This window comes from Modestobacter altitudinis, assembly GCF_005930475.1.
GTDB lineage: Bacteria > Actinomycetota > Actinomycetes > Mycobacteriales > Geodermatophilaceae > Modestobacter > Modestobacter altitudinis.
The window spans coordinates 23,912-48,723 of record NZ_SJEW01000020.1 but is presented as its reverse complement, the minus strand read 5'-3'; the positions used below and the strand labels follow the sequence as shown (position 1 = coordinate 48,723).

The 24,812-nt window shown below is 73.6% G+C and carries 30 protein-coding genes and 4 tRNA genes; 27 read left to right on the top strand and 7 right to left on the bottom strand.

Annotation, left to right across the window (positions count from 1 at the left end; translation table 11 throughout):
* Positions 1-197 precede the first annotated feature (197 nt).
* The 5 genes from FHL79_RS09960 (at position 198) to FHL79_RS09940 (ending at position 4,139) form a co-directional block, all read left to right on the top strand.
* On the top strand, positions 198-1,394 hold the full coding sequence (locus tag FHL79_RS09960; protein ID WP_138758440.1) for a CaiB/BaiF CoA transferase family protein: 1,197 nt from the start codon (positions 198-200) through the stop codon (positions 1,392-1,394).
* Positions 1,391-2,227 (top strand): citryl-CoA lyase, encoded by an 837-nt coding sequence (locus tag FHL79_RS09955; RefSeq protein WP_138758439.1) that lies wholly within the window; start codon positions 1,391-1,393, stop codon positions 2,225-2,227. Before FHL79_RS09960 ends, FHL79_RS09955 begins: the two co-directional genes overlap by 4 nt.
* A complete protein-coding gene (locus tag FHL79_RS09950; protein WP_138758438.1) occupies positions 2,220-3,083 on the top strand; it encodes a DODA-type extradiol aromatic ring-opening family dioxygenase in 864 nt (287 codons plus the stop codon). The genes FHL79_RS09955 and FHL79_RS09950 overlap by 8 nt, the downstream gene beginning before the upstream one ends.
* 73 nt (positions 3,084-3,156) lie before the next feature.
* Positions 3,157-3,516, top strand: a complete 360-nt coding sequence (locus FHL79_RS09945; RefSeq protein ID WP_138758437.1) for a hypothetical protein — start codon at positions 3,157-3,159, stop codon at positions 3,514-3,516.
* Between the two features lie 92 nt (positions 3,517-3,608).
* Positions 3,609-4,139, top strand: coding sequence for a GNAT family N-acetyltransferase (locus FHL79_RS09940; RefSeq protein ID WP_138758436.1), 531 nt, complete (start codon positions 3,609-3,611; stop codon positions 4,137-4,139).
* A gap of 7 nt (positions 4,140-4,146) precedes the next feature.
* On the opposite strand, the gene FHL79_RS09935 is transcribed toward FHL79_RS09940, so the two are convergent.
* Positions 4,147-5,004: a class I SAM-dependent methyltransferase gene (locus tag FHL79_RS09935; protein ID WP_138758435.1), complete on the bottom strand. Its 858-nt coding sequence runs from the start codon at positions 5,002-5,004 to the stop codon at positions 4,147-4,149.
* Between the two features lie 230 nt (positions 5,005-5,234).
* On the opposite strand from FHL79_RS09935, the gene rpsA reads away from it, so the two are divergent.
* Positions 5,235-6,704 carry a 30S ribosomal protein S1 gene (rpsA, locus tag FHL79_RS09930; protein WP_138735728.1) on the top strand — a complete coding sequence of 490 codons (1,470 nt, stop codon included), beginning with the start codon at positions 5,235-5,237 and terminating at the stop codon, positions 6,702-6,704.
* Positions 6,705-6,903: 199 nt separating this feature from the next.
* On the opposite strand, the gene FHL79_RS09925 is transcribed toward rpsA, so the two are convergent.
* Complete coding sequence (locus FHL79_RS09925; RefSeq protein ID WP_138758434.1) at positions 6,904-7,161, bottom strand: hypothetical protein; 258 nt, start codon at positions 7,159-7,161, stop codon at positions 6,904-6,906.
* Between the two features lie 189 nt (positions 7,162-7,350).
* Between FHL79_RS09925 and coaE the strand changes: the two genes are divergently transcribed.
* Together coaE and FHL79_RS09915 are read left to right on the top strand one after the other, a co-directional pair.
* A complete protein-coding gene (coaE, locus tag FHL79_RS09920) occupies positions 7,351-7,947 on the top strand; it encodes a dephospho-CoA kinase (RefSeq protein ID WP_138758433.1) in 597 nt (198 codons plus the stop codon).
* A gap of 79 nt (positions 7,948-8,026) precedes the next feature.
* Positions 8,027-8,518, top strand: coding sequence for a VOC family protein (locus tag FHL79_RS09915; protein WP_138758432.1), 492 nt, complete (start codon positions 8,027-8,029; stop codon positions 8,516-8,518).
* A gap of 60 nt (positions 8,519-8,578) precedes the next feature.
* On the opposite strand, the gene FHL79_RS09910 is transcribed toward FHL79_RS09915, so the two are convergent.
* The 5 genes from FHL79_RS09910 to FHL79_RS09890 all read right to left on the bottom strand — a co-directional run bounded on the left by FHL79_RS09910 (position 8,579) and on the right by FHL79_RS09890 (position 9,774).
* Positions 8,579-8,788: a DUF4177 domain-containing protein gene (locus tag FHL79_RS09910; RefSeq protein WP_138758431.1), complete on the bottom strand. Its 210-nt coding sequence runs from the start codon at positions 8,786-8,788 to the stop codon at positions 8,579-8,581.
* A 125-nt stretch (positions 8,789-8,913) separates the two neighbouring features.
* A tRNA-Val gene (locus FHL79_RS09905) sits at positions 8,914-8,985 on the bottom strand.
* Between the two features lie 52 nt (positions 8,986-9,037).
* Positions 9,038-9,108, bottom strand: a tRNA-Cys gene (locus FHL79_RS09900).
* 44 nt (positions 9,109-9,152) lie between these two features.
* Positions 9,153-9,224: transfer RNA gene (locus tag FHL79_RS09895), tRNA-Gly, on the bottom strand.
* A gap of 121 nt (positions 9,225-9,345) precedes the next feature.
* The gene (locus FHL79_RS09890; protein ID WP_246080580.1) at positions 9,346-9,774 is read right to left on the bottom strand and encodes an SsgA family sporulation/cell division regulator; all 429 of its coding nucleotides are present in this window, start codon (positions 9,772-9,774) and stop codon (positions 9,346-9,348) included.
* 216 nt (positions 9,775-9,990) lie between these two features.
* Here FHL79_RS09890 and FHL79_RS09885 point away from each other — a divergent pair, with 216 nt between their 5' ends.
* The 19 genes from FHL79_RS09885 to yajC all read left to right on the top strand — a co-directional run bounded on the left by FHL79_RS09885 (position 9,991) and on the right by yajC (position 24,810).
* Complete coding sequence (locus FHL79_RS09885) at positions 9,991-10,617, top strand: sigma-70 family RNA polymerase sigma factor (RefSeq protein WP_246080578.1); 627 nt, start codon at positions 9,991-9,993, stop codon at positions 10,615-10,617.
* Positions 10,614-11,534 carry an anti-sigma factor gene (locus FHL79_RS09880; protein ID WP_138758428.1) on the top strand — a complete coding sequence of 307 codons (921 nt, stop codon included), beginning with the start codon at positions 10,614-10,616 and terminating at the stop codon, positions 11,532-11,534. The genes FHL79_RS09885 and FHL79_RS09880 overlap by 4 nt, the downstream gene beginning before the upstream one ends.
* A gap of 14 nt (positions 11,535-11,548) precedes the next feature.
* The gene (locus FHL79_RS09875) at positions 11,549-11,992 is read left to right on the top strand and encodes a TIGR02611 family protein (RefSeq protein ID WP_246080577.1); all 444 of its coding nucleotides are present in this window, start codon (positions 11,549-11,551) and stop codon (positions 11,990-11,992) included.
* Between the two features lie 26 nt (positions 11,993-12,018).
* Positions 12,019-12,090 (top strand) — tRNA-Val (locus tag FHL79_RS09870).
* Between the two features lie 106 nt (positions 12,091-12,196).
* Complete coding sequence (locus FHL79_RS09865; RefSeq protein ID WP_171058098.1) at positions 12,197-12,592, top strand: HNH endonuclease; 396 nt, start codon at positions 12,197-12,199, stop codon at positions 12,590-12,592.
* A 52-nt stretch (positions 12,593-12,644) separates the two neighbouring features.
* The gene (locus FHL79_RS09860) at positions 12,645-13,214 is read left to right on the top strand and encodes an MOSC N-terminal beta barrel domain-containing protein (protein WP_246080575.1); all 570 of its coding nucleotides are present in this window, start codon (positions 12,645-12,647) and stop codon (positions 13,212-13,214) included.
* A 103-nt stretch (positions 13,215-13,317) separates the two neighbouring features.
* Positions 13,318-15,357, top strand: coding sequence for a threonine--tRNA ligase (gene thrS, locus FHL79_RS09855; RefSeq protein WP_171058097.1), 2,040 nt, complete (start codon positions 13,318-13,320; stop codon positions 15,355-15,357).
* A complete protein-coding gene (locus FHL79_RS09850; protein WP_218938410.1) occupies positions 15,354-15,959 on the top strand; it encodes an HIT family protein in 606 nt (201 codons plus the stop codon). The genes thrS and FHL79_RS09850 overlap by 4 nt, the downstream gene beginning before the upstream one ends.
* The gene (pgsA, locus tag FHL79_RS09845; RefSeq protein ID WP_138758426.1) at positions 15,960-16,622 is read left to right on the top strand and encodes a phosphatidylinositol phosphate synthase; all 663 of its coding nucleotides are present in this window, start codon (positions 15,960-15,962) and stop codon (positions 16,620-16,622) included.
* On the top strand, positions 16,619-17,596 hold the full coding sequence (locus FHL79_RS09840) for a phosphatidylinositol mannoside acyltransferase (protein WP_138758425.1): 978 nt from the start codon (positions 16,619-16,621) through the stop codon (positions 17,594-17,596). The genes pgsA and FHL79_RS09840 overlap by 4 nt, the downstream gene beginning before the upstream one ends.
* On the top strand, positions 17,596-18,825 hold the full coding sequence (locus tag FHL79_RS09835) for a glycosyltransferase family 4 protein (RefSeq protein ID WP_138758424.1): 1,230 nt from the start codon (positions 17,596-17,598) through the stop codon (positions 18,823-18,825). Before FHL79_RS09840 ends, FHL79_RS09835 begins: the two co-directional genes overlap by 1 nt.
* An 11-nt stretch (positions 18,826-18,836) precedes the next feature.
* Positions 18,837-19,376 carry a LemA family protein gene (locus FHL79_RS09830; RefSeq protein ID WP_138758423.1) on the top strand — a complete coding sequence of 180 codons (540 nt, stop codon included), beginning with the start codon at positions 18,837-18,839 and terminating at the stop codon, positions 19,374-19,376.
* Positions 19,377-19,427: 51 nt separating this feature from the next.
* Positions 19,428-20,357, top strand: a complete 930-nt coding sequence (gene pdxS, locus FHL79_RS09825; RefSeq protein WP_138758422.1) for a pyridoxal 5'-phosphate synthase lyase subunit PdxS — start codon at positions 19,428-19,430, stop codon at positions 20,355-20,357.
* Positions 20,354-21,022 carry a pyridoxal 5'-phosphate synthase glutaminase subunit PdxT gene (gene pdxT, locus FHL79_RS09820; protein WP_138758421.1) on the top strand — a complete coding sequence of 223 codons (669 nt, stop codon included), beginning with the start codon at positions 20,354-20,356 and terminating at the stop codon, positions 21,020-21,022. The genes pdxS and pdxT overlap by 4 nt, the downstream gene beginning before the upstream one ends.
* Before the next feature lie 76 nt (positions 21,023-21,098).
* The gene (locus tag FHL79_RS09815; protein WP_138758420.1) at positions 21,099-21,845 is read left to right on the top strand and encodes a YebC/PmpR family DNA-binding transcriptional regulator; all 747 of its coding nucleotides are present in this window, start codon (positions 21,099-21,101) and stop codon (positions 21,843-21,845) included.
* Between the two features lie 124 nt (positions 21,846-21,969).
* Positions 21,970-22,548: a crossover junction endodeoxyribonuclease RuvC gene (ruvC, locus tag FHL79_RS09810; RefSeq protein ID WP_246078828.1), complete on the top strand. Its 579-nt coding sequence runs from the start codon at positions 21,970-21,972 to the stop codon at positions 22,546-22,548.
* A complete protein-coding gene (gene ruvA / locus FHL79_RS09805) occupies positions 22,527-23,183 on the top strand; it encodes a Holliday junction branch migration protein RuvA (RefSeq protein ID WP_246080572.1) in 657 nt (218 codons plus the stop codon). The genes ruvC and ruvA overlap by 22 nt, the downstream gene beginning before the upstream one ends.
* Positions 23,180-24,307, top strand: a complete 1,128-nt coding sequence (gene ruvB / locus FHL79_RS09800) for a Holliday junction branch migration DNA helicase RuvB (RefSeq protein ID WP_218938409.1) — start codon at positions 23,180-23,182, stop codon at positions 24,305-24,307. The genes ruvA and ruvB overlap by 4 nt, the downstream gene beginning before the upstream one ends.
* Before the next feature lie 158 nt (positions 24,308-24,465).
* Positions 24,466-24,810, top strand: coding sequence for a preprotein translocase subunit YajC (yajC, locus tag FHL79_RS09795; RefSeq protein WP_138758419.1), 345 nt, complete (start codon positions 24,466-24,468; stop codon positions 24,808-24,810).
* The last annotated feature ends 2 nt before the right edge of the window (positions 24,811-24,812 follow it).

Here is a 24,812-nt window from a genome sequence, read left to right as displayed (position 1 = left end):
CTCCTCAGGTCCCCAGCCGAACGTACGAGTGTCCGCAGAACGGTCAGCCGGGCGACCGACCCACCCTGGCCGTGAGCCGGCGCACATGTCAAGGCATCGGAGAGCACGCTTGACAGTGACCCGCGCGGCGCCGAAGACTCCCCAGCACGGGCGGACGGCCGTCCGCTGCGTGGCAGCGATGAGAGGTGTTCCCTGACATGACCGGTCCCGCGGCAGTGTCGGGCGCCGCGCCCGGCAGCGGCCCGCTCGCCGGCCTGCTGGTCGCCGACTTCTCCCGGGTCCTGGCCGGTCCCTACGCGACGATGCTGCTCGCGGACATGGGCGCCGAGGTGGTCAAGGTCGAGGGTCCGGCCGGGGACGACACCCGCAGCTGGCAGCCACCGGTCCGGGACGGCGTCTCGACCTACTACCTGGGCGTCAACCGCAACAAGCGATCGATCGCGCTGGACCTCAAGGACCCTGACGACCGGGCGGTCGGCCAGGAGCTCGCCCAGCGCGCCGACATCGTCGTCGAGAACTTCAAGACCGGGGGACTCGCCCGGTTCGGCCTGGACTACGACACGGTGGCGGCCACCAACCCCCGGGTGGTGTACGCCTCGATCACCGGCTTCGGCCCGCAGCCCGGTGGCGCGGAGCTGCCCGGCTACGACCTCATCGTCCAGGCGATCTCCGGGCTGATGAGCCTCACCGGCGACGTCGCGGGGGAGCCCTTCCGGGCCGGGATCTCGGTGTTCGACGTGATGGCCGGGCTGCACGCCACCATCGGCGTGCTCGCCGCGCTGAACCTGCGGCAGGAGACCGGCGTCGGACAGCACGTGGAGGTCAACCTGCTGTCTTCCGCCCTCTCCGGGCTGGTCAACCACGCCAGTGCGGTGGTCGCCGGCGGCGTCGTCCCGTTCCGGATGGGCAACAGCCACCCGAGCCTGTTCCCCTACGAGCCGTTGCCCTGCGCCGACGGTGACCTGATCATCACCGCCGGCAACAACGGTCAGTTCCGCAAGCTGGTGGAGGTGCTCGGCGTGCCCGAGCTGGCCGACGACCCGCGGTTCGCCCGCAACGAGGACCGGACGGTGAACCGCGCCGAGCTGCGCCCCCTGCTGGTGGACCGGCTGCGGACCCGGCCGAAGCAGGACTGGTTCGCCGACATCATCGCCGCCGGGGTGCCGTGCGGACCGATCAACACCGTCGACCAGGGCGTCGCCTTCGCCGAGCGGATCGGCCTGGAGCCGGTGGTGATGGTGGGGGACGGCGAAGCGGCGGTCCCCTCGGTGCGCAACCCGATCACCTTCTCCGAGACGCCGGCCGACTACCGGCTGCCGCCGCCGGGCCTGGACGAGCACGGCGACGAGCTCCGCCGCTGGCTCGCCACCCCCGAGACCGGGGTCGCCGGATGACCGAGTACCCGACCGCGCTCGGCGCCTCCAGCCGGGACAGCATCACCCTGCTCGGCCAGGACCTGGCCCGTGACGTGATGGGCAGCGTGGGGTTCGGTGAGCTGGCGTTCTGGCTGGCCACCCAGCGCCGTCCGAGCCCGGGGGAGACCCGGGTGTTCGAGGCCGTGCTCGCCGCGCTGGCCGACCACGGGTTCACCCCGACCGCGATCGTCACCCGGCTGACCTACCTGTCCGCGCCGGACTCGGTGCAGGGCGCGCTGGCCGCCGGGCTGCTCGGCGGCGGCTCCCGCTTCCTGGGCGTGACCGAGGACTGCGGCCGGTTCCTGCACGACGTCCTCACCGGGGTGGACGGCGAGCTGCCCAGCGACGACACCGGCTGGGACGCCCTCGCCCTGGAGACGGTCACCGCCCAGCGGGCGGCGCGCCGGTTCGTGCCCGGGCTGGGGCACCACGTGCACAAGGACGGCGACCCGCGCACCCCGCGGCTGCTGGAGATCGCCGCCGAGGAGCAGCTGGTCGGCCCGCACCTGGCGCTGTTCGCCGCCATCGGCCGCGTCCACCCCCAGGTGCTCGGGCGGACGCTGCCGCTCAACGGGGCCGGGGTGTGCGGCGCCGCGCTGGCCGACCTCGGGCTGCCGCTGGAGCTGTTGCGCGGCTTCGCCCTGCTGGCCCGCACCGCCGGGCTGATCGGGCAGCTCGCCGAGGAGCTGCGCCACCCGGTGGCCAACGAGGTCTTCCTCTCGGTCGACCTCAACAACCGGTCGGTCGACCCTGACCCGTACGTCCCCGACGCTCTCCCGTCCGCCGACACCCACGGAGGTCACCATGGCTGAGCTGGCCGCGGTCATCGCATCCACCCACCACCCGTTCTACCACCGGGCGAGCACGGCGACGGGTGCCGACCGGCCGCCGTTCGCCGACGAGTGGGTTGCCAAGATCGAGCGCTTCCGGGAGACGCTGACCGCTGCGGAGCCGGACGTGCTGGTCATGGTGGGCAGCGACCACTTCCACCAGCTGTGGCTGGACAACATGCCGCAGTTCCTGGTGGGCAAGGCGCCGTTCTTCGACGCGAACTTCTACAACGAGGAACGCGAGTTCGGCCTGCCGAGGATGACGCTGCGCGGGCAGGAGGACCTGGCCGCGCACCTCCTGCGGGACGGGCTGGACCGGGACTTCGACCTGGCGTTCAGCAACGAGCTGCGGATCGACCACAGCATCACCTGCCCGATCATCACGCTGCGGCCGCAGGCCGACCTGCCGATCGTGCCGGTCTACACCAACATCTTCGCCCCGCCGTTGCCCCGGCCCCGGCGCTTCGTGCAGCTGGGCAGGGCGCTGCGGGAGATGGTGGAGTCCTGGGACAGCGACCAGCGGGTGGCGATCATCGGCACCGGCCACCTGAGCCTCGAGCTCGGGGGCCCGCGCCAGTTCGGCGAGCACGGTCCCGACCCCGAGTTCGACCGCAAGGCGGTGGAGTGGATCGCCAGCGGTGACATCGAGGGCTGCCTGGCCGAGGTGACGCTGGACAGCCTGCACTCCCCGGGCAACGCCACCCACGGGTTCATGGACTTCATGCTGATGATGGGCGTCGCCGGCGAGGGTCGGAAGGCCGACCACGTCGACACCCTGGACCTGTTCCACACCATGGAGGCCTACTTCACCTGGTACCCGCAGGGAGACCCGAGGTGAACGAGCTCGCGAGTTCGCCCAGAGGCAGAGCAGCTACGCGCATGCGATCGACGAGCGTCGGCGAGGAGAGCTCATGAGCCGCTACCTGCTGGACAAGTTCCTCTACACGGTCGACCGCGACCCCGAGCTGGTCGAGCGCTACCGCGCCGACCCGGCCGGCACGGTGGAGTGGTGGGAGGCCGAGATGGCCGGCCGGCTGCTCAACTGCACCGGCGACGAGCGGACGACGTGGCTGTCCTTCACCGAGGACGAGCGGCGGGCGCTGCGCGAGCACGACCACGTGACGCTGTTCCAGATGGGCGCGCACCCCTTCCTCACCCTCACGCTGTTCATCGCGATGTTCGAGCGCGACCACGGGCCGCTGGAGTACCAGCGCGCCTACGGCAAGGCGATGGCGCACATCCCGATGCCCTATCCCGACATCACCACCTGACCCCCGCGCGGCGGCGCTGAGGCGGGTGCGCGGGTGGTCGTGCTGGGCCGAGGGGCGAGCCGCGACAGTCGGTGCAGGACCACGATGTGCCGATGGCCGCGACCACCATCGTCCACACCGCGCACCTGGACGCCGCGACGCGGGCGGCCGCCGAGGCCCTGCTGCGTGAGGCCTTCCTCGAGTTCGACGACGAGGACTGGGACCACGCCCTGGGCGGCATGCACGCCCTGGTCCACGACGGGGGCGAGCTGGTCGCCCACGGCTCGGTCGTCCAGCGCCGCTTCCTGCACGCAGGGCGGACCTGGCGCACCGGGTACGTCGAGGCCGTCGGGGTGGCCGCCGGCGTCCGGCGCGGCGGCCACGGCACGGCGGTGATGCGCGGGCTGGAGGCCGTCATCCGCGGCGCCTACGAGCTCGGCGCGCTCAGCGCCACTGCCGACGGGCGGCCGCTGTACCGGTCGCTGGGATGGCAGCTGTGGCAGGGCCCGGTCTCGGCGCTCACCCCCACGGGGACGGTCCGGACCCCTGACGAGGACGGTGCCGTGTTCGTCCTGCCCGTCACCGCGCGGCTCGACCTGACGGGCGAGCTGACCTGCGACTGGCGCGACGGCCCGCTCTGGTGAGCGCAGGTCAGGGCCTGGAGCACACCAGGATCAACGTGCCGGGCACGAGCTGGCCGCGCGCGGGTGACCACTGGCCCCAGGTCTCCGTGCGCCCTGGCGTCCACTCCGGCTCGACCAGGTCGGTGAGCGCGAACCCGGCGCCGACGACGGCCCGCACCCAGTCGCCGATCGTGCGGTGGTGCTCGACGTACACCGTCCGCCCGGAGCCGTCGGTCTCCACGTAGGGCCGGCGGTCGAAGTAGGAGGAGACGACCCGCAGGTCCGCGGGGTCGGGGGAGTCCGGCATCGGCCAGCGCATCGGGTGGTTCACCGAGGCGACGAACCGGCCGCCGGGACGCAGCACCCGGGCCACCTCGGCCAGCACCGCCCGCGCGTCGGAGACGAACGGCAGCCCGCCGAAGGCCGAGCACGCCAGGTCCACGCTGGCGTCGGCGAGCGGCAGGGCGCCGGCGTCGGCCTGCAGCAACGGGACGGCGAGCCCGGTCGCCCGGTTCAGCTCGGCGGCCCGGGCGAGCATGCCGCCGGAGACGTCCAGCGCCAGCGGCTCCGCCCCCGCGCTGCGGAGCCAGCGCGAGCAGGGCGCCGACCCGCAGCCGATCTCCAGCACCCGGGCGCCGGTCACGTCGCCGAGCAGGTGCGCGTCGGCCTCGCGCAGCCCCTCGGGGCACCAGAGGAAGTCGGCGTCGCCCAGGTCGCTGCCGTGCTCGGCGAGGTAGGCGGGCGCGGCGGCGTCCCACCAGTCGCGGTTGGCCCGCGCCGACTCGGCCGGCCCGGCCGCGCGGCGGGTCACCCCGCCGGCCGCCGGGTAGCCGTCGTCGGCCAGGGGGAGGGAGCTGAGCGGGGGTCCTGCCGGGGCGCCGTCCATGACGCGCCGATCGTGACACGCCGCTCCGTCCCGGGCGCCGGGAGGCCGGCCCCGGACCCGTGGTGGACCGGCCCTCACAGCGTCCGTACCATGGGGATCACGCCAGAGGTCTGTGGTGTTGCCTCCCTCTACGGGGGCTCCCCGCGCGTCTCCCGTGTACCTCCCCGCAGCCTCACCGGGCTGCGGGTGATCCTGTCCCTACGCATCCCCCGTCCGGAGCACTCGACCACATGACCTCCACCCAGGTCCGTCCTGACAGCACCCCGCAGATCGCGGTGAACGACATCGGCACCGCCGAGGACTTCCTCGCGGCGATCGACCAGACCATCAAGTACTTCAACGACGGCGACATCGTCGAAGGCGTGATCGTCAAGGTCGACCGCGACGAGGTGCTGCTGGACATCGGCTACAAGACCGAGGGCGTCATCCCCTCGCGTGAGCTGTCCATCAAGCACGACGTCGACCCCACCGAGGTGGTCAAGGTCGGCGACGAGGTGGAAGCCCTCGTCCTTCAGAAGGAGGACAAGGAAGGCCGCCTGATCCTCTCCAAGAAGCGCGCCCAGTACGAGCGCGCCTGGGGCACGATCGAGGCCAAGAAGGAGGCCGACGAGGTCGTCGTCGGCACCGTCATCGAGGTCGTCAAGGGCGGCCTGATCCTCGACATCGGTCTCCGTGGGTTCCTCCCCGCCTCGCTCGTGGAGATGCGTCGCGTCCGCGACCTGCAGCCCTACGTGGGCCGCGAGCTCGAGGCGAAGATCATCGAGCTGGACAAGAACCGCAACAACGTCGTCCTGTCCCGTCGCCAGTGGCTGGAGCAGACCCAGTCCGAGGTCCGCAGCGAGTTCCTCAACAAGCTCGCCAAGGGCCAGGTCCGCACGGGCGTCGTCTCCTCGATCGTCAACTTCGGTGCGTTCGTGGACCTGGGTGGCGTCGACGGCCTGGTGCACGTCTCCGAGCTGTCCTGGAAGCACATCGACCACCCGTCCGAGGTCGTCGAGGTGGGCCAGGAGGTCACCGTCGAGGTCCTCGACGTCGACCTGGACCGTGAGCGGGTCTCCCTGTCGCTGAAGGCGACCCAGGAGGACCCGTGGCGTCAGTTCGCCCGGACCCACCAGATCGGGCAGGTCGTGCCCGGCAAGGTCACCAAGCTCGTCCCCTTCGGTGCGTTCGTGCGCGTCGACGAGGGCATCGAGGGCCTGGTGCACATCTCCGAGCTGGCCGAGCGCCACGTGGAGATCCCGGAGCAGGTCGTGCAGGTCGGCGACGAGATCCTGGTCAAGGTCATCGACATCGACCTGGACCGCCGCCGCATCTCGCTGTCCCTCAAGCAGGCCAACGAGGGCGTCGTCGGCGACGAGGAGCAGTTCGACCCGGCCGCCTACGGCATGGCCGCCTCCTACGACGAGCAGGGCAACTACCTGTACCCGGAGGGCTTCGACGCCGACACCGGCGAGTGGCTCGAGGGCTACGACGAGGCCCGCGAGACCTGGGAGCGGCAGTACGCCGAGGCCCAGGCCCGCTTCGAGGCGCACCGCAAGCAGATCGCGGCCGCCAAGGAGGCCGACGCCGAGGCCGCTGCCGGTGGCAGCTACTCCAGCGCCGCCGAGCCCGAGGGCGACACGTCGTCCGCGGGTGGCGGCACGCTCGCCTCGGACGAGGCGCTGGCCGCGCTGCGCGCCAAGCTCGCCGGCGGCGAGTGACCCCGCAGCTCGCCTGAGCAGCACATGACAGTGCGCCGTCCACCGGTACCGGTGAACGGCGCACTGTCGTCTGCGGGGCAGTCCTGGGACGACGAGACCCCCCGCCGACCACCACGGTCAGCCGGGTCCTCGGTGTCGTCACGGCCCTCCTGCGGGGCCCACCGCAAGCTCGCGAGCGGTGGGGCAGGAGGGTCCTCTCTCAGAGGCTGAGGATGATCGCGAACGCCGAACGCGGCCGCCCGCCGGCGTTGGCCAGGAAGTCCCAGGTGTGCCGGCCGGACGGGACGCTGGGCAGGAGGGCTCGCAGGAACGAGCTCCCGCGGCGGGTCTGCGGCAGCCGCTCACGCACGCCGGGCAGCTCTGAGCAGCGCACACCGGCGGGGTTGTCCAGCCGGTGCCGGCCGCGACGGGGAGTGCCGGCAGCCGACTGAGCGTCATCGAGCGTGGAGCGGGACATGGTCGCTGCCTCTCTGCTGTGGCGGGGGAGGTCCACCGGGACGAAAGCTAATTCGTGTGACGGGTGGGACTGGCGCGACGCGCCGGGATCCGCCGCGCCGTGACCTGCCCGAGACCTCCGGCCCTCCTGCCGGGACCCGCCACGAGCGTGCGAGTGGTGGGGGCAGGAAGGCCCTCCTAGGGTCGGCGCGTGCTGAGGATCGGGTTGACCGGGGGGATCGGGTCGGGGAAGAGCACCGTGGCGACGCTGCTGGCGCAGCGGGGCGCCGTGGTGGTGGACGCCGACCGGATCGCCCGCGAGGTCGTCGAGCCGGGGACGCCGGGGCTGGCCGCCGTGGTGGCCGAGTTCGGCAGCGGCGTGCTCACCGCCGAGGGCGCCCTGGACCGGCCTGCCCTGGCCGCCGTGGTCTTCGGCGACCCGGCTGCCCGGGCACGCCTGGACGCCGTCGTCCATCCCCTGGTGCGTGCGCGGGCCGCCGAGCAGGTCCAGGCGGCCCCGCCGGACGCCGTGGTGGTGCAGGACGTGCCCCTGCTGGTGGAGACCGGGCAGGCCGGGTCCTACGACCTGGTCCTCGTGGTCGAGACCGACCTGGGGACGAGGGTGGCCCGGCTGGGGGAGCGGGGGCTGCCGGCCGAGGACGCCCGGGCCCGGATCGCCAGCCAGGCGACCGACGAGGAGCGCCGGGCGGTCGCTGACGTGGTGCTGCGCAACGACGGCGACCGCGCGGCACTCGAGGCGCAGGTGGAGCGGTTCTGGGCCGAGCGGGTGCAGCCGGCCCTGGGGTGACCCCGGCGATGAGTTCTGCCCTCGCGAGGCGTCTGGACCTGTACGGCCCTCAGGGCGCCGCACACCGAGAGGACCAGCCATGCCCGAGCAGAAGATCATCCCGAACCTGTGGTTCGACACCCAGGCCGAGGAGGCGGCGCAGTACTACATCGACGTGTTCGGTTCCGGTCGCGTCACCAACGTGATGCGGTACCCCGAGGGGGCGCCCGGCCAGGCGGGCTCGGTGATGGCGGTGGAGTTCGAAGCCGGCGGGATGCGCTTCGTCGGCATCGACGGCGGGCCGCAGTTCACCTTCACCGAGGCGGTCTCCTTCGAGATCGGCTGTGCCGACCAGGCGGAGGTCGACCGCTTCTGGGACCGGTTCATCGCCGACGGCGGTGAGGAGGGCCAGTGCGGGTGGCTGAAGGACAGGTACGGGCTGTCCTGGCAGGTCGTCCCGGCCGGCATGGCCGAGCTGTTCGCCGACCCGGACCCGGGTCGCGCCCAGCGGGCGGTGCAGGCGATGCTCGGCATGCAGAAGCTCGACGTCGCCGCCCTGCGGGCCGCGGCGGACGGCGTGCCGGTCGGCTGACCCCGGGGCGGGTGCTCCCGGTCGACCGCGCCCGCGGGGCTGCGACCGGTTCCCTCCGACTCAGCCGACGGGGCGCTCGAAGGTGACGAGGATGCCCTCCACGCCGCCGGGGCCCATCCGGCCCTTGACCTCCACGGAGGTGATGGCCTTCAGCTGCCAGCCCTCACGGGCGCGCTGGTTGAGCGCCTTCTCCAGCTTGTCGCCGGACATCTTGCCGCCGATCATGCCCTCGCGGATCTCGTCCACCGCGTACTCGTAACGCGCCGCCATCGACCGCTCCTCCCACAGGTGCCCGGAGGGGTCAGCCTGCCGAACCCGGCGCCCGGTGTCGATGGACGCCTGCCACGGTCCGCAGACGACGAAGGCCCCGGATCGACTGATCCGGGGCCTTGCTGTGGGCGATACTGGGATCGAACCAGTGACCTCTTCCGTGTCAGGGAAGCGCGCTACCGCTGCGCCAATCGCCCCTCCCGGCTCTGCAGCCGGACCCACCTCCGCGCTCGTGCTCCGAGGAGGACGAGGTGGAGACGGGATTTGAACCCGTGTAGACGGCTTTGCAGGCCGTTGCCTCGCCTCTCGGCCACTCCACCGCACGCCGGGCGCCGGTCTCGCGACCAGCGCCCGGGTAGTTCCGAGCGGACGACGGGATTCGAACCCGCGACCCTCACCTTGGCAAGGTGATGCTCTACCACTGAGCCACGTCCGCGCTGCGGATCAAGTCCGCGTCACGGGGAGAACTCTAACCGACCCGGTCCACGGGGTTGAACAGGGGGGTCCTCGCCGGTGTCCCGGAGGTTGTTCCCGCTGCTCAGCGGCTCGCGGGGGGCTCAGCGCCCCGTCGGGTTGTCGGTGCCGCCGCGCAGCAGTGCGGTGAGCTCGTCGTCGACCCGGAGCAGGTCGCTCTCGCCACCGGCCGGCACGAGCAGCTCCGTCTCGCGCAGGAAGTCGCCGACCACGGCCCCGGACAGCTCGAACATCGCCTCGCCCGAGGGGGCGCGCAGCTGCAGGAAGAGGACGTCCAGCCCGCCGCGGGCCGGCCACAGCCGCACGTCGCCCTCGCCCACCGGACCGGTCAGCCCGGCGCGCAGCAGGTCGCGGCTCAGCAGCCACTCGACACCGCCGTCGTCGTCGGGGTCGTCGTAGCGGGTGGTCTCCTCGTCTGCCGCGCCGTCGCCGAAGCGCACCCGCACCGCGAACGGGTCGGTGGAGTCGTAGACCAGGGCGGCCGGGACCGCCGTCCACGACTGGGGACCCACCAGGTGGAACGTGGTGCGTGCGGTGCAGCCAGACCTCGAAGAACGTGCCATGCCCTCTTAACGACCCAAAAAGCCTCAAGGTCACGCATGGTCTCGGCGTGTCGCGCACCACGAGTCCCATGAGTCCCACGAGGCGTCGCCCGTCCCACCGATCCGGGGGAGCCTGTGGACGCGCTGAACCGCAGGGGGCCGACGGCGCGAACACCGCATGTGACCATGGGCCTCGTGAGTCGACCACCCCGCAGCCAGGAGGACAGCGCAGCTGACCTCGAACTGGTCCGCCGGGTCGCCGCCGGTGACCGCGGTGCCGTCGACGACCTGTACGAGCGGTTCCGCCAGCCCGCCTTCGCACTCGCGCGGCGGGTCCTCGGGGACGACGTGCTCGCCGAGGACGTGCTGCAGGACGTGTTCCTCGGCATCTGGCGCGACCCGGGCGCCTTCGACGGGAACCGCGGCAGCGTGGCCTCCTGGCTGCTGGCGATGGTCCACCACAAGGCGGTCGACACCGTGCGCCGGGAGGAGTCGCACCGCCGGCGCCGTTCCCGGGCCGAGGACGACCTGGTCCTCTCCGCGCCCACCCAGACCACCGACGTCGAGGACGCCGCGTGGCGGCGCATCGTCGCCGACCGGGTGCGGACGGCGCTGCACGAGCTCCCGGCGCCCCAGCGCGAGGCCCTCACGCTCGCCTACTACGGCGGCTACACCCAGCGCGAGGTGGCGGCGCTCACGAACACGCCCCTGGGCACCGTGAAGACGCGCATGCTGGCTGGCATGCGCCGGCTGAAGGACACCCTGGGCACCGGTGTGCCCGGGCAGGCACCGGCCGACGGGAGCTCCCGGTGAACGACAGGGACAGGCACGGGGACGACCACCAGCGCTGGGACGAGCTCGCGGTCGGCTGGGCGCTGCACGCACTCGAGCCGGAGGACGAGTCGCTGTTCGTCGCGCACCTGGCCGACTGCTCCCGGTGCGGCCGGACCGTCGCCGAGGCCGCCGAGGTCATGGCCGCGATGGCCGGTGACCTGCCGCAGGCCGAGCCGTCCGACGGCCTCCGGGAGCGGCTCCGGTCCGCCGTGGAGGAGACCGAGCAGCTGCCGACCGCCCGCCCGCGCACGGAGCGGCCGGGCCCGCCGGTCGCGGTCCCGCCCGTCCCGGCGGACGTCCCGCGGTCGGTGCCCTCGCACGCGAGCTCCGCGCGGACGGTGCCCCCGCTGGAGCCCAGCCGCTTCGGCAACCTGCGCGCCCCGCTGCCGGTCCGCCCCGTCGACCCGCGACCGGCCTGGCGTCGGGTGCTCCCCACCGCACTCGTCGCCGCCGGCGTCGCGGCCGTGCTGTCGCTGGGCGCCTGGAACGTCGCCGTCACCAGCGACCGGGACGCCGCGCAGGCGACGGCGGCGGAGCAGTCGACGGTGCTCGACGACCTGCTGACCCCGGGGCGGGCGACGATCGCGCCGGTGCTCCAGGACGGCACCGCGGTCGCCACCGTGGTCGCCCGCGAGGACCAGGTGCAGGTGGTCTCGCGGACGTTGGCGGTCAACGACAGCGACGACACCACCTACGTCGTGTGGGGCCTGCAGGACGGTGTGCCCGAGGCGTTGGGCACCTTCGACGTGGTCACTCCCCAGACGGACCTGCGGACCGTAGGCTCGACGGCGACCGGGCTGGACGACTACTCGGAGTACGCGATCAGCATCGAGCCCGGTCGAGAGGCTCCGTCGTCCCCGACGGACATCGTCGGTCAAGGGCAGGTGGCCAGCTGAACGGACAACACACCGTGTCGGCGCCCGATGGGGAGGTCCCCGTCGCGGACGCCGATGCCCAGCGCAGCCTGCGGGAGCGGGTGGCCGACTACGACTGGCGCCGGCGCATCGCCGGCAGGCGCAGCCTGGACGCGCCCTACCGCGTCCTCGTGGGCGTGGCCGGGGCGGTCGTCGTCGCCTTCGGGATCGTCACCATCCCGCTGCCCGGTCCCGGCTGGCTGACCGTCATCGCCGGTCTGTTCGTGCTCGCCACCGAGTTCGCCTGGGCCGAGCGGTTGCTGGAGTACACCCGCCGCCAGGTGGCCGGGTGGACCGAGTGGTTGGGCCGGCAGTCGGTGGTCGTGCGCCTCGGCGTCGCCGTGCTGACCGCGGCGTTCGTCTACGCGGTCCTGCTGGTGACGCTGCACGTCACGGGCGTGCCGCACTGGGTGCCGGGGTGGGTGCCGCTGTGGCACTGAGCATCTGGCAGACTCATCACCACTCCGGGCGATTGGCTCAGCGGTAGAGCGCTTCGTTCACACCGAAGAGGTCACTGGTTCGATCCCAGTATCGCCCACCGGAGGCAAGGCCCCAGGTCATCGACCTGGGGCCTTCGTCGTCCCCGGGCCACGGCGGCTGCCGGACCGAGCGGAGCCGCCCGCCGGGGCGCACCATGGACGGCGATGGCACTGGACCGGGCTGCGCGCCTGCGGGCCGCCGTCGAGCGCGACGGCCCCACCTGCATCTGGTGCGGCCGGACGTTCTCCGACCAGGTGGCCCCCAGCACCGAGCACGTCGTGCCGAGGGTCAAGGGCGGCCCGTCCTGGCTGGAGAACGAGGTCGCCGCCTGCCGCCGGTGCAACTCCGAGCGCGGTCACACCGCGCCCGTCGAGTGGCTGGAGGAGTGCGACCGCCGCGGCTGGCAGCCCGACGAGGCCCGGCTGACCGCCGTGCTCAGCACGCTGGCCACGGCGATCGCCGAACGGGGCGGGCAGCGCCGGGCGCGTCCGTACCTGGACGCGCAGCTGCGCCGGCTGCGCCGCCGCGGCAGCGGCCCCGCCCCGCGCGCCGTGGGCTGACCGCCGCTCCTCGTCCCGCGAGCCGGACCCGGCCGCGCGTAGCGTCGCCGGGGTGAGCGAGAGCGGAGACGTGGTCGTCGGGCGGGTGGCCTCGATCGCGGTCTACCCGGTGAAGTCCCTCGCCGGCCGGACGGTGCCGGCGGCCCGGGTCGACACCGCCGGGCTGCGCGGCGACCGGGCCTGGTCGGTGGTCGACGCCGACACCGGGGAGCGGGTCACCGTGAAGACCACGCCGCAGCTGTCCTCGGTGGTCGCCACCGGCGACGACGAGGCGGACACGATCACCCTCACCGAGGTGCTCGGGCGCCCGGTGCGGCTGGTGCGCTCCGCCGACGGCCCGCGGACCGACGCGGCGGCGGTGCACCTGGTCTCCCGCGCCGCGATCGACCGGGCCGCCGCCGGCGAGGTCCCCGAGGGCTGCTCGGCCGACGACCCGCGGGCCAACCTGGTGCTCCAGCTGACCGGCGGTCAGGACGAGCGGGCGTGGGTGGGCCGCCGGTTGCGAGTGGGGGAGGCGGTGCTCGACGTGGTCCGCACCCCCAAGCACTGCCTCGGCGTGTACGCAGAGGTCCGCACCCCCGGCCGGGTCGTCGACGGGGACGCCGTCTCGTTGCTGGGCTGACGGTCCCGGCCGGGGAAGTCGTGCCAGGCAGCCCCGCCCCGCGCACTAGTCTCGGGAGTGCCCGGCCGCACGGTCGGGAGCTGCCGATCCCCAGGAGATGCTCGTGTCCGCGCCGCCCTTCCCGTCCACCGCCGCCCCGATCCGGGTGCCGGCCGGGACGACGGCCGTGCAGGCGCTCAAGGAGTCCGGTGTGCCGCTCAAGGGCCCCGACGGCGCGGTCGTCGTCCGTGAGCTGGCCTCGGGGGACCTCAAGGACCTGGCCTGGACCCCGGACGCCGACGCCGAGGTGGAGCCGGTCCCGGCAGCCAGCGCCGAGGGGCGCGCGGTCATCCGGCACTCCGCCGCGCACGTGCTCGCCCAGGCGGTGCAGGAGCTGTTCCCCGGCACCCGGCTGGGCATCGGCCCGCCGGTGGAGAACGGCTTCTACTACGACTTCGACCCGGAGCGGCCGTTCACCCCCGAGGACCTGCAGGTCCTCGAGAAGAAGATGACCGAGATCGTCCGGGCCGGCCAGCACTTCAGCCGGCGGGAGATCAGCGACGACGACGCCCGCGCCGAGCTGGCGCACGAGCCCTACAAGCTCGAGCTGATCGGCCTCAAGGGCGGGGCCGGCGACGAGGCTGCCGAGGGCGCCGAGGTCGAGGTCGGCGGGGCGCAGCTCACCATGTACGACAACCTCGACGCCCGCACCGGCGACCGGGTGTGGACCGACCTGTGCCGCGGCCCGCACCTGCCGCGCACCTCGAACATCCCGGCGTTCTCCCTCACCCGCAGCGCCGCCGCGTACTGGCGGGGCAGCGAGAAGAACCCGCAGCTGCAGCGGGTCTACGGCACCGCGTGGGAGAGCAAGGACGCGCACAAGGCGTACCTGGAGCAGCTGGCCGAGGCCGAGCGCCGCGACCACCGCCGGCTCGGCGTCGAGCTGGACCTGTTCAGCTTCCCCGACGAGATCGGTTCCGGCCTGGCGGTGTTCCACCCCAAGGGCGGGGTGGTCAAGCGGGAGATGGAGGACTACGTCCGCCGTCGGCACCTCGAGGAGGGGTTCGACTACGTCGGCACCCCGCACATCGCCAAGCGCGGGCTGTTCGAGACCTCCGGGCACCTGCCCTACTACGAGGAGACCATGTTCCCGGCCATGGAGCTGGAGAACAGCGAGTACTTCCTCAAGGCCATGAACTGCCCGATGCACAACCTGATCTATCGGTCCCGCGGGCGCTCCTACCGTGAGCTGCCGCTGCGGTTCTTCGAGTTCGGCTCGGTGTACCGCTACGAGAAGTCCGGCGTCGTGCACGGCCTGACCCGGGTGCGCGGTCTGACCCAGGACGACTCGCACAGCTACGTCACCCCTGAGCAGGCGCCCGGCGAGGTCCGGCACCTGCTGGCCTTCGTGCTCGGGCTGCTGCGGGACTTCGGGATGGACGACTACCACCTGGAGCTGTCCACCCGCGACGACGGGCCCAAGTTCATCGGCTCGGACGAGGAGTGGGCGACCGCCACCGCCGTGCTGGAGGAGGCGGCGAAGGAGACCGGGCTGGAACTGGTCCCGGACCCCGGTGGCGCGGCGTACTACGGCCCGAAGATCTCCGTGCAGGCCCGGGACGCGATCGGCCGCACCTGGCAGATGTCGACCATCCAGTACGACTTCAACCAGCCGGCCCGTTTCGGCCTGGAGTTCAGCGCCGCCGACGGCACCCGCCAGCAGCCGGTGATGATCCACTCGGCGAAGTTCGGCTCGATCGAGCGGTTCTTCGGCGTGCTCACCGAGCACTACGCCGGCGCCTTCCCGGCCTGGCTGGCCCCTGTGCAGGTCGTGGCCATCCCCATCACCGACGAGCAGGTGCCCTACCTGACCGACGTGGCTCTGCTGCTGCGGGAGCAGGGCATCCGGGTGGAGATCGACGACTCCGACGACCGGATGCAGAAGAAGATCCGCACTGCCAGCAAGCAGAAGGTGCCCTTCGTGCTCATCGCCGGGGCCACCGACGCCGAGGCCGGCGCGGTCTCCTTCCGGTACCGCGACGGCTCGCAGCGCAACGGCGTCCCGATCGCCGAGGCGGTGGCGCAGGTCGCCGACTGGGTCACCGCCCGGCACAACGCCGACCCGACCGCCAGCACCCCAGGTGCAGGGGCCACGCTCGGATGAGCTCGATCCCCGGCACCGACCCCGCGGACCGTCCGGCCGCCGTGGACAACGACCACGGCGGCCCGTCGTCGGTCTTCGAGCACCTGTGGACGCCCTACCGGATGGCCTACATCCGCGGTGCGGGCAAGCCCACCGGTGACCACGACTGCCCGTTCTGCCTCATCCCGCGGATGAGCGACGAGGAGGGCCTGATCGTGGCCCGCGGGGACACGGTCTTCGCCGTGCTCAACCTCTACCCGTACAACGCCGGCCACCTGATGGTGGTCCCGTACCGGCACGTGCCCGACTACACCGACCTGACCGTCGCCGAGGTCGCCGAGCTCGGCGCCTTCACCCAGACGGCGATGCGGGTCGTCCGCGCGGTCAGCGGTGCGCACGGCTTCAACATCGGGATGAACCAGGGCTCGGTCGCCGGCGCCGGGATCGCCGACCACCTGCACCAGCACGCCGTGCCGCGCTGGGGCGGGGACACCAACTTCATGCCGGTCGTCGGGCTCACCCGGGTGCTCCCGCAGGTGCTGTCGGAGACCCGGCAGCTGCTGGCCGCCCGGTGGCCGCTGGCTCCCGACGAGCTCGGTGAGCCCGGCGCAGGGGTGGCCTGAGTGCTCGGCGTCAACCTCCGCCCCGCCGTCGGCCGCTTCTGGGCCCCCGTGGTGCGCGGGCTCGTCCGCGTCGGGGTCACCGCCGACGCGGTGACCCTGACGGGCACGCTGGGCGCGGTGGCCGCCGCGGTCTTCGGCATCGGCAACGGTGCGCTGTTCTGGGGCGCCTTCGCGGTGACCGTGTTCGTGCTGCTGGACATGCTCGACGGCGCGCTGGCCCGGGCCCGCGGCGGTGGCTCGGTGTTCGGCGCCGTGCTGGACTCGACCGGCGACCGGGCGGCCGACGCGGCCATCTTCGCCGGGCTGGTCTGGTGGTACAGCGGGGAGGGCGACAACCGGCTGATCGTCGGGCTGTCGCTGGTCTGCCTGGTGCTGGGCGTGCTCACCTCCTACGTCAAGGCGCGCGCGGAGGGCATGGGGCTGCGGGTCGAGGTCGGCATCGTCGAGCGCACCGAGCGGCTCATCCTGGTGCTGGTCGGCACCGGCTTCACCGGGCTGGGCATCCCGTACGCGCTGCACGTCTGCCTGTGGCTGCTGCTCGCGGGCAGCGCCGTCACCGTCGTGCAGCGCTTCGCCGCCGTCCGGAGCGCGTCGCGGGGCATGCGCCTCCCGGCTCCCCGCGACCGGTCCGCCGACGAGCCGGCCGGCCCGACCCTGCCATGACCCGCCCCGCCGAGCTGCGCGACCGGCTCACCGACGCCGGCTACGCGGCCGGGTGGCGGGCGGTCCGGCTGCTGCCCGGCCCGGTCGCCCGCGGGCTGTTCGCCGGTGGGGGAGCGCTCGCCGCCCGCCGGGGCGGCCGCGGCGTGCGCCAGCTGCGCGCCAACCTCGACGTGGTCACCGGCGGCACCCTGGACGACGCCGCGCTGGACGCCCTCACCCGGCGGGCCGTGCAGTCCTACGCCCGGTACTGGCAGGAGGCGTTCCGGCTGCCGGTGCTCGACCGGGAGCGGATCGTCGCCGCCTCGACGATGCTCGGTCAGGAGCACCTGGAGCGGGCCCGGGCGGAGGGCCGGGGCGTCGTCTTCGCCCTGCCGCACAGCGGCAACTGGGACGCCGCCGGGGTGTGGCTGGTCGACTGGCTCGGCGGCCCCTTCCTCACCGTCGCCGAACGGTTGCGGCCGGAGTCGCTGTACCGCCGGTTCGTGGAGTTCCGGGAGGGTCTGGGCATGCGGGTGGTGCCGCTGACCGGCGGTGAGCGGCCCAGCTCGACGGTGCTCCGGGAGTGGCTGGCCGCCGGTGGGACGACCTGCCTGCTGGTCGACCGCGACCTGTCCGGCTCCGGTGTCCCGGTCACCTTCTTCGGCCGGCGGTCGGCGATGCCCGGCGGCCCGGCACTGCTCGCCGCACAGACCGGCGCGGCGCTGCTGCCGGCCGTCTGCCAGTTCGACGGCGACGGCTGGCGCTTCGTCGTCCACCCCGAGGTCCCGGTCGCCGGGCCGGGCCGGCTGCGGGAGCGGGTCGGGGCGGCGATGCAGCAGGTCGCCGACGCGTTCGCCGCGACCATCGGCGAGCGGCCCGAGGACTGGCACGTGCTGGGCCGGATCTGGCCCGACGTCGGGCCGGACGGCCGGCCCGTCCCGGCCGGCGCCCGCGCGCCGGGACCGGTGGCCCAGGAGTCGAGGGAGCCGGCCTGATGCGCATCGGTCTGGTCTGCCCGTACCAGTGGGACGTCCCCGGCGGCGTCCAGTACCACGTGCGCGACCTCGCCGACACCCTCCGCGGGCGGGGGCACCACGTCGAGGTGCTGACCCCGGCCGAGCACGAGGAGAACCTCCCCGCCGAGCACGTCACCTGGGCCGGCCGCGCGGTGCCGGTCCCGTACAACGGCTCGATGGCCAGCTTCCAGTTCGGTCTGGTGTCGGCCGCGCGGGTCCGCCGCTGGCTGCGGGACGGCGCCTTCGACGTCGTCCACGTGCACGAGCCGGCCCCGCCCTCGGTGTCCCTGCTGGTCTGCATCATCGCCAAGGGGCCGATCGTGGCGACCTTCCACGCGGCGACCACCCGGTCGAAGTTCCTGGCCGCCTGGGGCCCGTGGGTCCGGCCCTGGCTGGAGAAGATCGGCGGCCGGATCGCCGTCTCGGACTTCGCCCGGCGGGTGCAGGTGGAGCACCTCGGCGGCGACGCGGTGGTGATCCCCAACGGCGTGCACGTCGCCGGCTTCGCGGAGGGGCCCTCGCTGCCCGGGCACGCGCGCGGGCAGGGCGGCCCGACAGTCGGCTTCCTGGGGCGCTACGACGAGCCGCGCAAGGGCCTGCCGGTGCTGCTGGAGGCGATGCGCAGCGTCGTCCGCGACCACCCGGACGCCCGGCTGCTGGTCGCCGGCCGGGGCGACCCGGGGGACTTCGCCGACCTCGTCGGGGCGGAGCTGGCGCCGCACGTGACGCTGCTCGGCGAGCTGACCGAGCCGGAGAAGGCAGCGTTCCTGCGCTCGGTCGACGTCTACTGCGCACCCAACCTGCTGGGGGAGTCCTTCGGGGTGGTCCTGCTGGAGGCGATGGCCGCCGGCGCGCCGGTGGTCGCCAGCGACCTGGACGCCTTCGCCCGGGTGCTGGAGGACGGCGCGGCCGGGGTGCTGGTGCCCCGGGGCGACGCCGCCGAGCTGGCCGGTGCGCTGTCCGGCCTGCTGGGGGACCCCGGGCGGCGGGCGCAGCTGACCGCGGCCGGCCGGCAGGCCGTCGCCGACTACGACTGGTCGGTGGTCGCCGACCGGATCCTCGCCGTCTACGAGACGGTCGCCCCCACCGGCGGCCTCGGGGTGACCGCCTCGCACGAGGACGACGCCGCCCTGCTCGGTGCCCCGCCGCACGACCCGGTCGGCGATCCGAGGACCGCGGGGCCGTTCCGCAGGCGGGTGCGGCGCTAGCCTGGTCCGCTGTGGACCCCGGGACCTGGCTGCTGAGCGCCATCGCGGTCCTGCTCGTCCTGCTGCTGGCCTGGACCACCTTCACCCTCACCCGGCTGCGCCGGCTCGCGGGCCGGGTGCGGCGGGCGCGGGAGGTGCTCGACGGGGCGCTGCTGCGCCGGGCCGAGCTCACCGCGGCGCTGGCCCGCGAGCGCGCCGACGACCTCGGTGCCGACCTCGCCGGCGAGCTCGCCGACGCCGCGGCCGGTGCCCGGGCCCCCAGCGCCGGCGACCGGGAGGCCGCCGAGAACCGGCTCGGTCGGCTGCTGCGCCGGGTGCCGGAGCCGCTGCTGAGCCCCGAGCTCGGGGACGCCGGGATGCGGGTGGCCCTGGCGCGGCGGTTCTACAACGACGCCGTCCGGGACACCCGTGCGCTGCGCCGCAGCCGGCTGCCCCGGGTGCTCCGGCTGCACGCCCGCCGTCCGCTGCCCCGCTACTTCGACATCGACGACGGGCTGGACGCCGTGCTCGCCGGGTTCCCGCACACCGGCGGCGCGCAGCCGCACGGCTGACCGGTCGTAGGCTGGGCCGTCCGCCCCCCGCCCGACCGAAGGCAGCACCCCGTGACCCAGAACGACCCCAGCACACCCGACCTCCCCACCGGCACCGGCACCGGCACCGGGACCGACCGGGTCAAGCGCGGCATGGCCGAGCAGCTCAAGGGCGGCGTGATCATGGACGTCGTCACCGCCGAGCAGGCCAGGATCGCCGAGGACGCCGGTGCGGTCGCCGTCATGGCGCTGGAGCGCGTCCCCGCGGACATCCGAGCCCAGGGCGGCATCGCCCGGATGAGCGACCCGGACATGATCGAGTCGATCATCGACGCGGTCTCCATCCCGGTGATGGCCAAGGCCCGGATCGGCCACTTCGTCGAGGCCCAGGTGCTGCAGGCGCTCGGCGTCGACTACATCGACGAGTCCGAGGTGCTGACCCCGGCCGACGAGGCGCACCACATCGTCAAGACCGACTTCACCGTGCCCTTCGTCTGCGGCGCGACCGACCTGGGCGAGGCGCTGCGCCGCATCGCCGAGGGTGCGGCGATGATCCGCTCCAAGGGCGAGGCCGGCACCGGCAACGTCGTGGAGGCCACCCGGCACATGCGCGCACTGCGCCGGGGCATCCTGACCCTGGGCAACCTGGACGAGACCGAGCTGTTCGTCGCGGCCAAGGAGCTGCGCGCCCCGCACGACCTGGTCGTCGAGGTCGCCCTCACCGGCAAGCTCCCCGTCGTCCTGTTCACCGCCGGCGGCATCGCCACCCCGGCGGACGCGGCGATGATGATGCAGCTGGGTGCCGAGGGCGTGTTCGTCGGCTCGGGCATCTTCAAGTCCGGTGACCCGGCGCAGCGCGCCGCCGCGATCGTGCAGGCCACCACCTTCTTCGACGACCCGGCCGTGGTCGCCAAGGTCTCCCGCGGGCTGGGTGAGCCGATGGTCGGCATCAACGTCAGCACGCTCCCGGAGTCCGAGCGCTACGCGACCCGCGGCTGGTGACCGCGCCGGTCATCGGCGTGCTCGCGCTGCAGGGCGACGTCCGGGAGCACCTGGTGGCGTTGCGCGCCGGCGGGGCCGAGGCGGTGACCGTCCGCCGTCCCGCGGAGCTCGCCGACGTCGACGGGCTGGTCGTCCCCGGTGGCGAGTCCACGACGATGGCCAAGCTCGCCGACCGGTTCGGCCTGCTCGGTCCGCTGCGCGACGCCGTCCGCGGTGGGCTGCCCGCCTTCGGGTCCTGCGCCGGGATGATCATGCTGGCCGACCGGGTGCTGGACGCCCCGGCCGACCAGCAGACCGTCGGCGGCCTGGACGTGGTCGTCCGGCGCAACGCCTTCGGCCGACAGGTCGACTCCTTCGAGACCGAGGTCGAGGTCGAAGGGGTCCCGGGCGGTCCGGTGCACGCGGTGTTCATCCGCGCCCCGTGGGTCGAGGAGGTCGGCCCCGGCGTCGAGGTCCTCGGCCGCGTCGTGGGCGGACCGGCCGACGGTAAGATCGTCGCGGTCCGCCAGGGTCGCCTGGTGGCCACCAGCTTCCACCCCGAGCTCACCGGCGACAGCCGGGTGCACGCGATGTTCGTGGGACTGGTGCGGGCAATCCTTGCCCGAGACCTGAGTTCGGACGGTGCCGGCGTCGGCGCCGGCAGTGAGGGGAGAGTGTCGCTGTGAGCGAGCGTGCGAGCTCACCAGGAGACACGGTTGCCCGGTCGCGAGTGCGGCCGACGAGCGTCAGCGAGGAGACCAAGTGAGCGGCCATTCCAAGTGGGCGACGACCAAGCACAAGAAGGCTGGCATCGACGCCAAGCGGGGCAAGCTCTTCGCCAAGCTGATCAAGAACATCGAGGTGGCCGCCCGCACCGGTGGCGGCGACCTCTCGGGCAACCCGACGCTCTACGACGCCGTCCAGAAGGCGAAGAAGAGCTCGGTGCCCAACGACAACATCGACCGCGCGGTCAAGCGCGGGTCCGGTGCCGAGGCCGGCGGTGTCGACTACCAGGGCATCACCTACGAGGGCTACGCCGCGGGCGGGGTCGCCGTCCTCGTCGAGTGCCTCACCGACAACAAGAACCGGTCGGCGATGGAGGTGCGCACCGCGATGAGCCGCAACGGCGGCACCATGGCCGACCCCGGCTCGGTGTCCTACCTGTTCTCGCGCAAGGGCGTCGTGGTGGTCCAGGCCGCCGGCAACACCGAGGACGACGTGCTGATGGCGGTGCTGGACGCCGGCGCGGAGGAGGTCCGCGACCTCGGGGACACCTTCGAGGTGGTCTGCGAGCCCGGCGACCTCATCGCGGTCCGCACCGCCCTGCAGGACGCCGGCATCGACTACGACTCAGCCGACATGGGCTTCGTGCCCAGCGTGCAGGTCGAGCTGGACGAGGACTCCGCGACCAAGGTGTTCAAGCTCATCGACGCGCTCGAGGACCTCGACGACGTGCAGAACGTCTACGCCAACTACGACGTGTCCGACGAGGTCATGGAGAAGCTGTAGCCGGAGGACCCCCCTGCACCGGGGTCGCGGGCCGGTGGCGTGTCGTGCCCGCGTCCCGCCCCGATCTCCGGTTAGCGTTTCGTCGAACAGGTGTTCGTGCGAGACTGGGGAGGTGGGCGTCGCGATGGTCGGCCTGCGTGTGCTCGGCATCGACCCGGGCCTGACCCGGTGCGGGTGGGGTGTGGTCGAGGGGCGGCCGGGTGCCCGGCCCACGGCCCTGGGGGTCGGCGTCGTCCGCACCTCTCCGGACCTCGACCTGGAGCTCCGGCTGCTGGAGGTGCACACCGCGGTGACCGCCCTGCTGCGTGAGCACCGGCCCGCCGCGGTCGCCATCGAGCGGGTGTTCCACCAGAACAACAAGGGGACGGCCACGGGCACGGCGCAGGCCGCCGGGGTCGCCGCCCTCGCCGCCGCGCAGGCCGACCTCCCGGTCGCCTGGCACACCCCGAGCGAGGTCAAGGCCGCGATCTCCGGCAGCGGCCGGGCCGACAAGGAGCAGGTGACGTTGATGGTGACCCGGGTGCTGGGGCTGGCGACGCCGCCCAAGCCGGCCGACGCCGCCGACGCGCTGGCCCTGGCCATCTGCCACGTCTGGCGGGCGCCGGCGCAGCAGCGGCTGCGGGTCGCCGCGCTCGCCGGCGGCATCGGTGCGCCGGTCCCCGCCGCGCGCACCCTGCCGCGGTGGACTGGGATCTCCCGGTGATCGCCTCGGTCGCGGGCCGCGTCGCGGCGGTGTCGCCGGACGGCGCCGTCGTCGAGGTCGGCGGGGTGGGGCTGTCGGTGCAGTGCACCCCCGGCACGATCGCCCGCCTCACGGTCGGGGAGCAGGCCCGGCTGGCGACCAGCCTCGTCGTCCGCGAGGACTCGCTCACCCTCTACGGCTTCGCGGACGACGACGAACGCCAGCTGTTCGAGTTGCTGCAGACCGCCAACGGCGTCGGCCCGCGGCTGGCCCAGGCGGTGCTGGCCATCCACCCGCCCCGTGAGGTGCGCCGCGCCGTCTCGATGGGCGACCTCAAGGCGCTCATGCAGGTGCCGGGGATCGGCAAGAAGGGCGCCGAGCGGCTGGTCCTGGAGCTGCGGGACCGGCTCGGCAGCACCCCCAGCGACACCTCGCTGGACGGGCCTGCGACCGCCGGCCTGCCCTCCGTCACCGCGGTCGCGCCGTGGCGTGACCAGCTGACCGCCGCCCTGGTCAGCCTGGGGTGGAGCGGCAAGGAGGCCGAGGGTGCGGTCGGCCAGCTGGCGCCGGTCGCCGACGAGCAGGTGGCCGCCACCGGTGCCGTCGAGATCGCCGTCCTGCTGCGCCAGGCCCTGCGGTTGCTGGGCCGGGCATGAGCTCGCCGTTCGACCGCGGGCTGCCCGCCGCCGACGCCGGTCCCGGCCGGCTGCCCGACGACGCGGTCGACCCGCGGGCCGGGGACGAGGAGCGGGTCGTCGAGTTCGCGCTGCGGCCGCACTCGCTGGCCGACTTCATCGGCCAGCCCAAGGTCGCCCGGCAGCTGGACCTCGTGCTGGAGGGCGCCAAGCGGCGGGGCCGCCCACCGGACCACGTGCTGCTGTCCGGCCCGCCCGGCCTGGGCAAGACCAGCCTGGCGCTGATCATCGGCTCGGAGCTCGGCACCGCGGTGAAGATCACCAGCGGTCCGGCGATCGAGCGGTCGGGTGACCTGGCGGCCATGCTGTCCAACCTCGGGCACGGTGACGTGCTGTTCATCGACGAGATCCACCGCATCGCCCGGCCGGCCGAGGAACTGCTGTACATGGCGATGGAGGACTTCCGGGTCGACGTCGTCGTCGGCAAGGGCCCCGGGGCCACCGCGATCCCGCTGGAGATCAACCCCTTCACGCTGGTCGGCGCGACCACCCGGGCCGGGCTGCTCACCGGCCCGCTCCGTGACCGGTTCGGCTTCGTCGGCCAGATGGAGTTCTACGACACCGCCGACCTGGAGCGGGTGCTGACGCGCAGCGCCGACCTGCTCGGGGTCGAGCTGACCCCGGCCGGGTCGGCAGAGATCGCCGGCCGGTCGCGGGGCACGCCGCGGATCGCCAACCGGCTGCTCCGCCGGGTGCGGGACTACGCCGAGGTGCGCGCGGACGGGCGGATCACCTTCGAGGTCGCTCAGGCCGCGCTGGCCCTCTACGACGTCGACGACCTGGGGCTGGACCGGCTCGACCGGTCGGTCCTCGAGGCCCTGGTCAGCCGGTTCGGCGGCGGACCGGTCGGCGTGGCCACCCTGGCCGTGGCCGTGGGGGAGGAGCCGCACACCGTCGAGGAGGTGTGCGAGCCGTTCCTGGTGCGCGCCGGGCTGCTGGCCCGCACGTCCCGCGGCCGGGTCGCGACCGAGGCGGCCTTCCGGCACCTGGGGCACCCGGTCCCGCGCGGCGGCCTGCCGCTCAGCGGCGGCACAGCCGACCCGCCGTCGGACGGGCCTTCGTCACAGACGCTGTTCGACGCCTAGACTCCACCGCGCTGGCGCGCAATCCGGGCTGTCCGGGGTGCGGCGCCCCCGGACGCCCCGTGTGCTCAGGGGAGCGAGCCGGCGCCGATGTACCCGAGCGGCCCGCCCTGGGCCGCACCCACCGCGCGTTGACGCTGCGGTAGAGAGGCTCACCAGTCGTGGAATCCTTGCCGTTGCTCATCCTCGTCGCCCTGGCGTTCGTGGTCCTCTTCGTGCTGCCCTCGCGGCAGCGCAAGAAGATGGCGGCCAACGCCCAGGCCCTGCAGGACTCGTTAACCGTGGGGACCCCGGTGATGCTCACCAGCGGGATCCACGGCACGGTCGCCGGTCTCGGTGAGGGCACCATCGACCTGGAGGTCTCGCCCGGCGTGGTCATCACCGTCGCCCGCCCGGCGGTCCTCGAGGTCCGCAAGCCCGCTGCCGGCACCGTCGATCCGGGGAACTCCACCGGCGCGACGGGCTTCGTCGACGGCGACGGCGACCCCACCGACCCCACGCGCTGAGC